Below are 12,147 nucleotides of genomic sequence, written 5' to 3' on the forward strand. Positions count from 1 at the left end.
GTCGCCCGCCCGGACCCTCGAACAGCTTCGAGTTCGCTTGCCTGACGAGGACCATCCGGAAGATCAACCCTGACAGTTATTCAGGAACAAGCCCCGGCCGTGCCGGAGTACTGGCGCTGCACCCCTGCGGAGGTGATGCCTTTCTTCACGAAGCCGGTGTCGACGAGAATCAACACGCCGTTCGGCGTACCGAGTTGTTCTGCGATGTACGCCTGAAGGTCGTCCCGCAGGCCGTCAGCGTGCCACCGGCTGTGGGAAAGCAAGTGCTGCAGGCTGTGTGGGGTGGTATTGCCGGCGTACTCGGCGAGCTGGTGAGGTCGGACCGGGGCGCCCTGCCGAGTGTCGGTGGAGACATTCACCGGGCTGAGGGTGACGCAGTTCCTTGCGGTGGCTGTGCAGGGCAAGAAGGCCCCGCCGAAGCGGTAGGCGCTCCGCCGGGGGTGGTGTGGAGCGGCTCGCAGAGGCTGCCGCGTGGTGCTGCGCCGCGTCAGCGGGACGCCTGTACACCGAGCAGGATGAGGGCGTTGCGGATGCCCTCGTTGAGGAGTTCGTCGGAGAGTCGCTGGTCGGCCAGGGCGCGGGAGAGCTGCAGCGTTCCGACCATCATGGCGTAGACGCTGAGGGTCTTCGTGCGCACCGAGGGCGGATCGGCGGGTGCCAGGCGGGCGGCGATACCGTCGATGACAGCGAGCACGCCGTCGGTGTACGCCTGCTTGGTCTCGTCCGCGCAGCGCACGATCTCATCGAGGAGTGCCGCGGAGGGGCAGCCGTCGTCGGGATTGTCGCGGTGCTCGGGTGACAGATACCACCGTACGATCTGCTCGAGTCCGGCGATGCCCGGGGCCGCCTGCTCGATGACGTTCGCGTACTGCGCGCGCAACTGGTCCGTGACCGCGGTGGCCACGAGGTCGTCCTTGGATGCGAAGTGGGCGTAGAAGGCGCCGTTGGTCAGTCCGGCGTCCGCCATCAGCGTCGAGATGCCCGAGCCGTCGATACCGTCCCGCTTGAACCGGCGGCCGGCGGTCTCGATGATCCGCTGCCTCGTCGCCTGCTTGTGCTCTTTCCCGTAACGCACCACGCGCTCGCTCCTTTGTGCGCCGGAAGGGGCACCCGCCCCCCGCTGGCTTCGCCATCGTATTTGGATTGCGAACGTACTCCAATGGCATTGCCGACGGTGTCGTGGAGCACCGACACGCCTTCTCTGTGGCCGGCCCGATTCACTCGTCGTCGGGGGCCATCGAAATCACGACCTTTCCGGCCGTGGTACGGCCCTGCTCGACGTACGCCATCGCCTCGAGGGTCTGGTCGAAGGGGAACGTCCGGTCGATGACCGGGCGGAGCTGTCCGTTGTCGTACAGGGCGCCGAGTTCACGGAGCTGGGTGCCGCTGGCCTGCATGAAGAAGAACTGATAGCGCACGCCCAGGGCCTTGGCCTGCTTGCGCACCTTGCGACTGAGCGCGTTCATGACGACGCCCATGAACGAGGGGGCGCCGAGTTGCCTGGTTGAACCGGCGTCCGGCGGGCCGGCGACACCGATGGCCAAGCCGCCCGGCTTCAGGACGGTCAGCGACTTCTTGAGGTTCGCCCCGCCCAGGGAGTCCAGCACCAGGTCGTAGCCGGACAGCACCTTCGAGAAGTCCTCCTTGGTGTAGTCGACGACGATGTCGGCGCCGAGGTTCCTGACCAACTCCTCGGTGCGGGTGTTCGTGGTCGTCGCCACCGTGGCTCCCAGGTGCTTGGCGAGCTGGATGGCCGTCGACTCGAGGCCACCGGCACCGGCGTGGATGAGCACCTTCTGACCCGGCTTCACCTGGGCGCGGTCGACGAGGATCTGCCAGGAGGCCAAGGCCACCAGCGGCACCGCTGCCGCCTCGCGGAGGGTGAGCGACTCCGGCTCGGGTGAGACGTCGTCCTGGTCGATCGCGATGAACTGCGCGAAGCCTCCGACCCGCAGGTCGCGGGGACGTGCGTAGACCTCGTCGCCGACGGCCACCTCGCGCACGGCGGACCCGACGTTCGTCACGACGCCGGCGACGTCGTGGCCGAGCACGAAGGGCAGCTTGTACCTCAGGAGTTGTTTGAACTCCCCGTTGCGGACCATTTTGTCCAGCGGGTTGATGCTGGTGGCGCTCACTCGGACCAGGACGTCGCGTCCCCGACGGTGGGCTCTGGAACGTCTGCGGCGCGTACGCCGTCCTTGCCGTACTTCTCGACGACGAATGCCTTCAAGTCAGCCATCCCTTTGCGTGGTCTTCTCGGTTGCCTTTTGGTGTGCGATGCGCATGTCCGGGCGGCTTCCGCATCAGCTGCCGAGGTGCTGGCGGAGCCACTGGCCCATGTGCCCGATCGCCCGGTCCACCTCGGGCACGCGCCCCGCGCCGAGGATGAACGAGTGCTGGCCCGCGGGCAGCGGGCGGACCTCGGAAACGATCTTGAAGTCGGCGAGCCGGCGGCCGAAGTCGGCGTCCTCGCCGGCAAACGTCTCGTACTCGCCGTAGTGAAGGGCCGTGGGCGGCAGGCCGGTCAGGTCGGCGTTCACGATGCTGATGCCGGGGCGGTGAAGTCCACGTCGGGGTCCTGCAGCCAAGCCGCTCGGAACAACTCGAGGATGCCCCGGCTGAGCATCTTGTCGTGTTCCTCGTTCTCGTCGACCTTCGGGTTGCTGATAGTGAGGTCGGCCCACGGCGAGATGCTGATGATCGCCCCGGGGGTCGCCTCGCCCTTGGCGAGCAGGCGCAGCGGCAGCATGACCGCGAGGGTGCCTCCGATGGAGTGGCCGGTGCTGCCGATGTTCCGCGGCTCGTAGCCTTGCGCGAGCAGCCAGCGGTAGGCGGTCTCGGCGTCGTCGATCTGCGCCGGGTGGGGGTGCTCGGGTGCCAGGCGGAAGCCCACGACGAGTGAGCGGGGTCCGGCCGCTTTGGCCATGTGGCCGGCGGCCTTGCGGTCCGATGCGCCGGTGGTCTCTAGCCACAAGCAACTGTTGCTGGGATTTCAGTGACTGTGAGTGAACGTATGTTCACTCGTTGATGATCGATGAACTTGAGGTGGAAGCCAGTCCGTTGGCACGGTGGCAGGTGCACTGGTGCGATCCGCGGCGGGAGGTGTCGTGGTACGCGGCCGATCCGGTGCTGGCGGGCCTGCCGACGCTGGCGGAGTGGGCGCACGCGCACGGTACGCAGATGGGACAGCCGGTGCTGCTGCGGGCCGATGGTTGGTCGGTGCCGGAGGTCAATGGGTTCTTCGCCTCGGCGCGGATGCGCAACGCGAGCGCTGGCACGCGGAGGAAGTACGCCTTCGCGGTATCCGTCTGGCTGGGGTTCCTTGATGCGGCGGGGCGGGCCTGGCACGACGCCGACGAGGAGGACGTCGCCGGGTTCAAGTTCTGGCGGATGACCGACGAGGCCAACGCCCGGCGCGTGGCCGGCGGGACGGTGCTGGACGACCTGATCGCAATCAGCGCGTTCTACCGCTGGGCCGGGTCCCGGTTGGGAGTGAGCGATCCGCTGGCCCGACAGCAGGTTCCCGGCCCTGACCCAGGCACGGTGACGGAGTCGTTCGAGGCCGGCCCGCACCTCGTACGCAGCAAGGACGTGAAGTGGCTGGACCCGGCCGGCTATGCCCGCTGGGTCGACGTCGGGCTGCGCGGACTGGACCTGCGCGGTCGGGAGATCGACGGGTGGCGCGGGCGCAACAGCCAGCGTGACTGCGCGTTCGTCGACGGTCTCTACGGCACCGGGCTGCGGCTGAGTGAGTGGGCCAGCGTCCTGCGCCTGGAGCTGCCCGCCGACGACGAGACCCGCACCTACTACACCTGCCGGCCGGCGGAGGCATGCGCCAAGGGTGGACATGGGCGCCGGTTCTGGATGCCGCGCAGCGTGCTGGCCGACGTCCTGGCCTACGAGGAGGGTGAACGCGCCGCAGCGGTCCGCCGCGCTCAGCGCGCCTGCCGCTACGAGCGGTTGCCGCAGCTGCTGCTGGTCGAACGCAGGACCCGCAACCGGCGGCTGGAGATGCTCATGGCCCTGCTCGACATCCTCGACTGCGCAATGGACGACCTCATCGAGCCCATCGCCGTGGTCGGCTCCGCGAAGAGGCCAAAGAAGGCTGCTGCGGGAGGGACTTCGGTCGCCGAAGGAGTCGGAGACCTGCGGCCCCGGCGGGCTCGGATCAGCGGAGTCGACCGGTGACCGGTCTCGCCGAGGAGGTCGTCGCGGATCCAGTCGGCCTGGTCGTGCGGCTCGTCGGGAACGTCGAAAAGCACCTGACCGCCGAGCACGTCCACGACGTCGTCCTCACGGTCGTACGCGCACGAGCCGGTCGCCGCAGCCTTGCCCAGGCCCTGCACGACGACCCGTCGCTGCTGCGGACCGGACAGCCACCGGCGCCCTACTGCGTCGCGAAACTGCTGATGGCCCTTCACGACGCCGGAGCCCAGGACGTCGCACTGCCCCGCTGCGGCGAGTGCGGACGCGCATGCCGCTACGTCGGCAGCAGCACCGGAGGACGGTGGGGATGCTCGCCCTGCTTCGACAAGCCGGCTGTCTGCGCGGGCTGCCATGAACAACGACGCGTCGTCAGCCGGGACCGCCACGGCGAGCCCCGCTGCGCGAACTGCCCTGACACCGACGGCGACCCGCTGCGGGAACTCACCGAGCTGATCACGAATCTCGATCCTGCCCTCCACGCAGACGCGGTCCTGGCAGCGCTCGGCCGCGCCACCGTCCGGCCCGCCGGCCAGCGGCGCCTGGCCTGGGCCGTCGTCGGCAGCCCCGACTTGCTGACCGGGTCCGGTTATGAAGCACCCACCCCGGCTGCCCTGCGGTTCATCAATGAACTCGTCGAGGCCGGGGCGACCAAGGTCGTCCGGCCGGCCTGCCCGCGCTGCCACGGAGTGAAGGCGCTGTCCAAACTGCTGGAGGGCAAGAGGATCTGCCGAGCCTGCTTTGCCCGCCACGCGGCCGTCCCCTGCTCCGGCTGCGGCGCCGTGCGCGAGCCTGCCACCCGCGACTCTGAGGGTCGGCCGTTGTGTCCGAACTGCATGATCAGACAGCCCTCGAACCTGGAGGAGTGCGTCGGCTGCCGCCGACGCATGCCCGTCGCGACCCGGCTGCCCGACGGTCCCCGCTGCAACAACTGCCGACCAAGGATCACCGCGGAGTGCGGCATCTGCGGACGAATGGCGGCCTGCGAGATGTCCCGGGCCACCGGTCAGCCGTGGTGCGAACGCTGCCAGCACCGATGGGTGACCTGCAGCGGCTGCGACTCCGTCGCCCAGGCCCGCGGCGGCACCTGGGAGGCGCCGTTGTGCGCGAAGTGCACCAACCCCGACCCCGACTTCTGGGGCCGCTGCCCGGTCTGCACCACCACCTGGCAGCTCAGCCCCCGCCCCTGCCAGCGATGCGTCCTCGATCAGCAAGTACGCGACCTCCTCGGTGACGTCACCGGGGCTCTACGTCCTGAACTCACCACATTCCAAAAGGCGTTGACGAAAGCCGAGCGCCCGGACATCGCCCTGGCCTGGATCTCCCGCTCGAAAGCACGAGATCTCCTGGAGCGCATAGGACGCGACGAGCGGCCCGTCACCCACGAGGTCCTCGACGAACTACCACCGGGCAAGGTGCTCGCTCACCTGCGCAATGTCCTGGTCGCGACCGGCGCCCTCCCCCCCCCGCGACGAACGGCTCATCGCCCTGGAGAAATGGATCAGCATCACGGTCCAGGCCCGCACCGATCTCGCCGAGCGCCTGATCCTGCACGGCTACGCGGTCTGGCATCACATGCGCCGGCTCCGCCGGCGCATTGGCGACGACCACACCACCCGGCTCCAGGATCTCAACGTGCGCTGCCACGTCACCGCAGCCGACAACTTCCTCACCTGGCTCACCGGTGAAGGGCTCACGCTGGCGACCTGCACCCAGCCGGACCTGGAACGGTGGATGGCCGATGCCACGGTCAGCTATCGCGACGAGACAGGCCACTTCGTCCGCTGGTCGGTACAGCACCGCCATGCCCGCGGCCTGACCTACGGCACCGTCCGCTGGACCGGTCCGCTCGGCACCATCGACAGCGAGAAACGCTGGGCTGACGCTCGCCGCCTCCTCAACGACGACTCGCTGCCGACCCCGGACCGCGTTGCGGGACTGCTGCTGATCCTCTACGCACAGAAGATCGCCACCATCAGCCAACTCACCGTCGATGACGTGCACTTCGACGGCGACACTGTCTCCATCACGTTCGGCACCTCGCCGGTCGTCCTGCCTGCGCCGTTGGCCAGCCTGGTCCGCGAGCTCGTCGTAACCCGCCGTGGCAAGGCCAAGATCGGCACTCCGGAAGACGTTCCCTGGCTGTTCCCGGGAGGACATCCAGGGCGCCCCCTCACCGACAGCCAGATCGGCATCCGTCTCCATAAAATCGGGATCCGACCAAAACAAGATCGCTCCACCGCACTGTTCACTCTCGCGACCGAACTCCCCGCTGCGATCCTCGCCCGGATGCTCGGTGTCCACATCAAGGTCGCCGTCCAGTGGCAGCAGGCATCCGCCGGGGACTGGGCCGCCTACGCAGCCGAAGTCAGCCAGCGGCCGGTGAGGAAAGATCAACACGCAGCATCGAATACATGATCATGTCCCGACGCTCCTCACCCACCTGCTGCCAACTGCGCAGCAGGCCCTCACGCTGGAAGCCCACACGCTCAGCCGTCCGCTGTGATGCGACATTCCACGGCTCGACATGCAGCTGAAGGCGAGGAATCCGCAGGTCACTAAGAGCCCAGCGGACAACCGCCCGGAGGGCTTTCGCGGCAATCCCTTGACCACGGGCCGACCCGGCAAGCCAATACCCCAGCGACGCTCGTCCCTCGCCCCGGTCCCTCACCCAGAGACCGACCATCCCCAGCGGGCGGCCGTCCTCGATCCGCACGATGACGAACGGATACCCGCTACCAGTAGACGCCCGCTCCCACTGTCGCCGGACGAAGGCTTCGCCCGCCGCCTGCGAGTACGTCGAGGGAACGGTCGTGATCAACGGGATGTAGTCGTCGCTCGACGCCTCCCGGACGAGAGGCAGATCCCCGAGCTCCCAGGCGCGCAGCAGAACACTGTCGCCGGCAGTCAGGCGCGGGACATCCAAGGGGGCAACCATGCCCGCATCCTGCCGGGATTGTCGCCTCGACGCACGCCACTTTCTGCTGCCACCAGGGCATTCGGACAGTTCCAATACCCGACTCCACCATTAGGGAACTACGCCTCTGGCTTCCCCGACGACCTCGCCTTCGAGGACTGGCTGGCCCGGCTGGACACCCTCACCGACGCACACCAGCGCCTACGTGAAGGCGAGCAGGTCAGTGGCCCAGCAGCCGAGACCTACCGGCACCGCGTCCAGGCCGCCACTCGCTTCGCCGGCCGAGTCCTGCGCACCAAGCGGCATGCCAACACCATGCTCACCAACCCCGACCTGCAGATCTTCCCCGGCATGGGCATGACCTGCGTCCTGGACCCCAAGCGAGCAGCCTGCCGCCTGCGCAGCGAGGAAGACAGCACTCGCCGTACCCCCGACCTCGACGACTGCCGCCCGAACTGGGTCAACATCGCGCGCCGCCGTCTATGCCCAGGTCATCCACGAACTCCGCACCGAGCTGGACCGGCGCACCGACAACAACACCCAGCGCAGCCCCGTCCGGAGCCTCCCTGCCAGGGGTATCGCCGGGGCAAGCCCAAAAGGGACCATAGGGTGATCTTGAAGTCGTGAGGCGCGGGCAGGCAGTCACATCTGGCGGCCAGCGTGGTCGCCGCGGGGTCGTCGGCGAGCTGGACGCTCGCTTGCCTACCGGTTCACGGTGAACACAGAAGGAGCCCTTTCCAACCTGGCTGCGCAGGGCACCAGCCGGGGACACGCGTCCAGGTTCCGGTCATCGAACACGGGTGACACTGCCGAAGCGGCATGGAGAGTCGAGGGCAGCCGCGCCTTCATTTCCAGGTACCCGGCCGGCAGTTGTCCGGTGGATCAAGGCTCAGCTGCGATTCTGGTCACGGTCGGTCGGGGACACATCGAGGAGCCGCAGCATCGCGGGGAGCAAGTCGCTCGTCAACGGATCTGGGGTGCCTTCGTCGATCGCGCCCTCCAGTGCGAGGCTTGTATAGCCGTGCACGAGTGACCACACTGCGTAGCTCGGCACCAGCGCGGGGTCCGCACTGTCCGGAAGCTGCGCATGCTGGCCGCGCAGGCCACGGTCCAGGGAGCGGAGCGCCCGGTGTTTTTGCTCGATCAGGTCTGGATCGTTGAAGTCGAACTGGGTCATGCGCCACATGAGGTCGAACAGCGCGCGGTTGTCCCGGGCGAACGCGACATATTCGGCCGAGAGCGCCGCGACCCGCTCCCGCACATCGCGCCCGACGACGTCCACCGCCTCCAGTCGGTCGCAGAGCTGGCGGTAGGCGCGCGTGGCGAGCGCGCCGAGCAGCCCGCGTGCGTCGCCGAAGTGGTGCTTGGGAGCGGACTGCGACACTCCCGCCCGCCGCGCGGCCTCGCGCATGCTGAACCCGGCGACACCGCTCTCGGACAGCACTTCCAACGCGCTGTCGAGCAGCGCCGCGCGCAGATTGCCGTGGTGGTAACGATCGCCGGCCCTCGGCTCTTCGGTCATCATCAAGTCCATATCTTGACAGTGAGCAGACTCCTCGTAAACTGCTCACTGTCAAGATAAGGCGATCGCTGGGATAGATATGACGGACACGGTCCTTGTCACGGGTGTCTCGGGGTTCATCGGTGGTCACACAGCGGCAGAGCTTCTGCGGCGCGGATACGCGGTCCGCGGGTCGGTGCGCTCTCCGGCCCGCGCCGCCGAGGTGCGCGCCGCGATGGCAGAGGCAGGCGCAGACGACACGTTGTTGGAGATCCTGCAGCTCGATCTACTGTCGGACGAGGGATGGGCGGCCGCGACCGCGGGCTGCCGGTTCGTACTGCACGTCGCTTCCCCCTTCGTCACGACGAAGCCGAAGGACCCGCAGGACTTGATCCGCCCCGCCGTACAGGGCACGACGCGAGCAATCGCCACGGCGCTCGATGCAGGCGTGGAGCGCGTGGTCATCACCTCGTCTCTCGCAGCGGTGCAGTACGCCCCGGCGCGCAGAGATCACGTCTTCACGGCATCCGACTGGACCCCACTCGACCGCCGCGGCCTCGGTGCCTACACAGCTTCGAAAGTCCAGGCCGAGCGCGCGGCGTGGGACATCGCCGACCGACGCGGCGTGCGCGACCGGCTCGCCGTCATCAACCCGGGCGCGGTCATCGGCCCCCTCCTCTCCGACGACCCCGGAACCTCAGTCTCGGCGATCCAGCAGATCATGGCCGGCGCGCTGCCGATGGTCCCAGACCTGCGACTCCCGTGGGTACACGTGCGAGACGTCGCCGACGCGCACATCGAGGCCATGACCTCCCAAACGGCGGGCGCACGTCGCACGATCGTCGCGACCGACCCGTCCTCGCTCATCGACGTTGCCACGGTGCTCCGCGAGAGGCTCCCCGAGGCGAGCGAGAAGATCCCCACCCGGGCCATGCCGACATGGCTCACCTGGGCCGCGAGCGTGTTCGAACCTCAGCTGCGCGACAACCGATGGCTCATCGGCTCGGCGCAGCGCTTCGACCACGGCCCCGCCGAGGCGCTCCTGGCCCGCCCGCTCCACTCGATCCCCGACACGATCGAGGAAACCGGCCGCAGCCTCGCCGAGCGCGGACTCGTCTGAGGCCGCCCTGGACACCACGCCGTGTGCAGAGCGCCCGGGCCAGGTGACGGCCTCGCATCACCCCCAGGACGCCTTCGGACGACGGCGCACGTCTCCAGCTCGACTCAACGTTCTCGGGGCGATCAGGTCACTGAGGCGTCAACCGGCGGCGTCACCGTCGTGATCAACGTCAGCACCGGGCACCGCACGGCGCAGCGGCCCAGATCCCCATACAAAGCGGCATGGAAGGCTGCGGTCAGCTCGCGGGCCCGCCCCTCACTCGGCACCCCGTGCAGCATGAAGTGCACCGGCCCCACAGAGGCGTCCGAGCCAGCCTCCCGCTCGCGGACCAGGCGGACGATTGCCGCCCGCATGGCCACGTTCACGGCATCTTCGACGATGTGACCCGGGCCGGCGGTCAGCGCATCCGCCTTCACCGTCCACCGCTCACCCTCGCGTTCAATGCCCACGAACACCGCATGCTGCCCCTTGGTCGCCCAATAGGCAGCATCGAACCGGCCGGTGGCGTCCGGGATCAGATGATCAGGGCAGGGGATGGGCAGCGGCTGCATACCGGGCATCGTGCAAGTAAACCTACTTATTCGCCGCAAGCGCTCCGGAATGCGGACGAGGCGGTCATCGCTCGCCATGCTCCCTTCAGGAAGAGGGACAGGCGCTGACCGTTTCCGAAGCCTGTTGGTAGGCGGGAACGGCAGATGAAACGTGATCGATTGACATCGCAAGCAACAGCTCGCAATGGGCGAGAGAAATGGAGGCGGCGACCGATCCGCCGAAATGGAAGTGGAGCAGCGCCCTGTCGGGGTCGGCACCCTCGGGGATGGCCCACAGGGCAGGGACGCCGTCGGCGTCCACGTCGGCGTAGGTGAGGCCTTCCGGCTCGGTGGACGCCGAAGCGTGTGTGTCGACGATGTCGCGGACGACGGCCAGATCGAGGCCCGGTGTCGACGCCTTCGCGCGCACGCTTTCGAGGAACTGCGCGAACTGCTGTGCTTGCGTACTGATTCCCATGGTGACGCTCCTCTTCAGGTCGCAGGGGAGCGCGCCTCTGGCGCGCGGTGCAGGCCGGTGGGCCGGGTGTGACGTCAGCCGGGCATCCGGTTGAACCTGCGGATCTGCTTGTCGAAGATCCCGGCGGGAACGAGGCGTCGCGCGGTGGTGATACGTGAGGCGAGCGGTCCGGCGGTGTAGCGCAGCTTCGGCTTCGGGGCGGTGGCTGCCGTGACGACCTCCTTGGCGACAACGGCGGGGTCGTCGCCGGCCTCCATCGCCGCGGCGACCACCTCGTCGAAGGCACGCCGCCGCTCCGCGTACAGCGGCAGCGGCGTGTCGGGCTGCGCGGCATTGGCGTCGAAGGCGGTCCGGGTGTAGCCGGGCTCGACGAGCAGGACGCGAACGCCGTGCTCGCGGACCTCGTGGTCCAGGGACTCGGAGTAGCCCTCGACGGCGTGCTTCGCCGCGACGTAAAGGGACATGTAGGGCTGCGGAATGACGCCGAGGACGGACGAGAGGTTGATGATGCGGCCACTGCCCTGGGCGCGCATGTGCGGCAGAACGGCCTTCGTCATACGGACGAGACCGAAGAAGTTGAGGTCGAAGAGGCTCTGGGCCTGGGCGACGGAGTTCTCCTCGGCCGCACCGGCCGAGCCGAGTCCGGCGTTGTTGACGAGGACGTCGATCCGACCGAACCGTGCGATCACTTCCCGGACTGCGGCGGTGACGGATGCGTCACTGGTCACGTCGAGGTCGAGGAAGGTCACACCGGCGGGCGGGGTGAGCCCCGAGGTGTTCCGTCCGGTTCCGATCACCTCGAACCCGGCTGTGACGAAGGCGCGAGCGGTCGCGTTGCCGATCCCCGATGATGCCCCCGTCACGAGTGCTACCGGCCGATCTGTCGTCATCACAGGCTCCCTGCATTATTGAATTACGATCGTTTACCTTACGATCGGAAGGCTATGACTGGAGGGGGCGGATGGCAAGGGGAGGCTCCGGCGATCGCCGGGACCGGGTGTGTCAACTAACGGCTGATCTTGGTTGTTGAGTTATCGATGGTCGGTGGGGGTCAGGCGGCCGTCGAAGGCGATCTGGAAGGCGTTCAGGGGTGCCTTTCAGCGCATCGTCCAGCGGCGCCGGCCCCTGCCGGTCGGGTCCAGACTCATCAGTGCCATGTAGACGTACGTCAATGCGGCGGCCTCCGAGGGGAAGTCGCCGCGGGCCCGAGCCGCCTTGCGGATCCGGGCGTTCACACTCTCCATCGCGTTCGTGCTGCAGATGACCTTGCGGATCTCGACGTCGAAGGACAAGAAGGGCACCGTCTCGGCCCAGGCGTCGGACCACAGCTTGATCACGGCCGGATACTTGGTGCCCCACTTCTCGGAGAACTCCAGGAACCGTTCGGTGGCGACGGCT

The 12,147-nt window shown here is 68.1% G+C and carries 11 protein-coding genes and 3 pseudogenes; 3 read left to right on the forward strand and 11 right to left on the reverse strand.

The genetic code is table 11. The features are described from left to right. Nucleotides 1–92: 92 nt before the first annotated feature. From ACFYMM_RS43750 to ACFYMM_RS43770, 5 genes and pseudogenes are all read right to left on the reverse strand, one after another. Nucleotides 93–308: pseudogene (locus ACFYMM_RS43750) on the reverse strand (transposase); the annotation flags it as partial. Nucleotides 309–487: 179 nt separating this feature from the next. Next, a complete protein-coding gene (locus tag ACFYMM_RS43755) occupies nt 488–1,078 on the reverse strand; it encodes a TetR/AcrR family transcriptional regulator (protein WP_388398312.1) in 591 nt (196 codons plus the stop codon). A 139-nt stretch (nt 1,079–1,217) separates the two neighbouring features. Beyond that, nucleotides 1,218–2,230, reverse strand: a pseudogene (locus tag ACFYMM_RS43760) (NADP-dependent oxidoreductase). 73 nt (nt 2,231–2,303) lie between these two features. Continuing rightward, nucleotides 2,304–2,540, reverse strand: coding sequence for an alpha/beta hydrolase (locus ACFYMM_RS43765; protein ID WP_388398315.1), 237 nt, complete (start codon nt 2,538–2,540; stop codon nt 2,304–2,306). Next, nucleotides 2,537–2,974, reverse strand: coding sequence for an alpha/beta hydrolase fold domain-containing protein (locus tag ACFYMM_RS43770; RefSeq protein WP_388398318.1), 438 nt, complete (start codon nt 2,972–2,974; stop codon nt 2,537–2,539). The genes ACFYMM_RS43765 and ACFYMM_RS43770 overlap by 4 nt, the downstream gene beginning before the upstream one ends. A gap of 53 nt (nt 2,975–3,027) precedes the next feature. Here ACFYMM_RS43770 and ACFYMM_RS43775 point away from each other — a divergent pair, with 53 nt between their 5' ends. After that, a complete protein-coding gene (locus tag ACFYMM_RS43775; RefSeq protein WP_388398321.1) occupies nt 3,028–4,188 on the forward strand; it encodes a site-specific integrase in 1,161 nt (386 codons plus the stop codon). Nucleotides 4,189–5,637: 1,449 nt separating this feature from the next. Further along, nucleotides 5,638–6,621: a hypothetical protein gene (locus ACFYMM_RS43780; protein ID WP_388398323.1), complete on the forward strand. Its 984-nt coding sequence runs from the start codon at nt 5,638–5,640 to the stop codon at nt 6,619–6,621. Here the strand turns inward: ACFYMM_RS43780 and ACFYMM_RS43785 are convergent. Together ACFYMM_RS43785 and ACFYMM_RS43790 are read right to left on the reverse strand one after the other, a co-directional pair. After that, nucleotides 6,572–7,141, reverse strand: a complete 570-nt coding sequence (locus tag ACFYMM_RS43785; protein WP_388398326.1) for a GNAT family N-acetyltransferase — start codon at nt 7,139–7,141, stop codon at nt 6,572–6,574. The genes ACFYMM_RS43780 and ACFYMM_RS43785 overlap by 50 nt on opposite strands. Before the next feature lie 868 nt (nt 7,142–8,009). Next, nucleotides 8,010–8,654 carry a TetR/AcrR family transcriptional regulator gene (locus ACFYMM_RS43790; RefSeq protein WP_388398329.1) on the reverse strand — a complete coding sequence of 215 codons (645 nt, stop codon included), beginning with the start codon at nt 8,652–8,654 and terminating at the stop codon, nt 8,010–8,012. A gap of 67 nt (nt 8,655–8,721) precedes the next feature. Between ACFYMM_RS43790 and ACFYMM_RS43795 the strand changes: the two genes are divergently transcribed. Beyond that, entirely contained in the window at nt 8,722–9,741 is a 1,020-nt protein-coding gene (locus tag ACFYMM_RS43795; protein ID WP_388398332.1) for an NAD-dependent epimerase/dehydratase family protein, read from the forward strand. A 122-nt stretch (nt 9,742–9,863) separates the two neighbouring features. On the opposite strand, the gene ACFYMM_RS43800 is transcribed toward ACFYMM_RS43795, so the two are convergent. From ACFYMM_RS43800 to ACFYMM_RS43815, 4 genes and pseudogenes are all read right to left on the reverse strand, one after another. After that, complete coding sequence (locus tag ACFYMM_RS43800) at nt 9,864–10,370, reverse strand: hypothetical protein (RefSeq protein WP_388398334.1); 507 nt, start codon at nt 10,368–10,370, stop codon at nt 9,864–9,866. Nucleotides 10,371–10,377: 7 nt separating this feature from the next. Then, nucleotides 10,378–10,749 carry a hypothetical protein gene (locus ACFYMM_RS43805; protein WP_388398337.1) on the reverse strand — a complete coding sequence of 124 codons (372 nt, stop codon included), beginning with the start codon at nt 10,747–10,749 and terminating at the stop codon, nt 10,378–10,380. Between the two features lie 74 nt (nt 10,750–10,823). Next, complete coding sequence (locus ACFYMM_RS43810) at nt 10,824–11,639, reverse strand: oxidoreductase (RefSeq protein WP_388398339.1); 816 nt, start codon at nt 11,637–11,639, stop codon at nt 10,824–10,826. Nucleotides 11,640–11,849: 210 nt separating this feature from the next. After that, nucleotides 11,850–12,147, reverse strand: a pseudogene (locus ACFYMM_RS43815) (transposase); the annotation flags it as partial.

The organism is Streptomyces sp. NPDC006739 (assembly GCF_042869815.1).
Taxonomy (GTDB): Bacteria; Actinomycetota; Actinomycetes; order Streptomycetales; family Streptomycetaceae; genus Streptomyces.

What these genes read in the sequence shown, in the direction of transcription:
- ACFYMM_RS43775 (WP_388398321.1), top strand. Translation starts at nt 3,028, where the DNA reads ATGATCGATGAACTTGAGGTGGAAGCCAGTCCGTTGGCACGGTGGCAG.
- ACFYMM_RS43780 (WP_388398323.1), top strand. Translation starts at nt 5,638, where the DNA reads ATGTCCTGGTCGCGACCGGCGCCCTCCCCCCCCCGCGACGAACGGCTC.
- ACFYMM_RS43785 (WP_388398326.1), bottom strand. Translation starts at nt 7,141, where the DNA reads ATGGTTGCCCCCTTGGATGTCCCGCGCCTGACTGCCGGCGACAGTGTT.
- ACFYMM_RS43790 (WP_388398329.1), bottom strand. Translation starts at nt 8,654, where the DNA reads ATGGACTTGATGATGACCGAAGAGCCGAGGGCCGGCGATCGTTACCAC.
- ACFYMM_RS43795 (WP_388398332.1), top strand. Translation starts at nt 8,722, where the DNA reads ATGACGGACACGGTCCTTGTCACGGGTGTCTCGGGGTTCATCGGTGGT.
- ACFYMM_RS43800 (WP_388398334.1), bottom strand. Translation starts at nt 10,370, where the DNA reads ATGGCGAGCGATGACCGCCTCGTCCGCATTCCGGAGCGCTTGCGGCGA.
- ACFYMM_RS43805 (WP_388398337.1), bottom strand. Translation starts at nt 10,749, where the DNA reads ATGGGAATCAGTACGCAAGCACAGCAGTTCGCGCAGTTCCTCGAAAGC.
- ACFYMM_RS43810 (WP_388398339.1), bottom strand. Translation starts at nt 11,639, where the DNA reads ATGACGACAGATCGGCCGGTAGCACTCGTGACGGGGGCATCATCGGGG.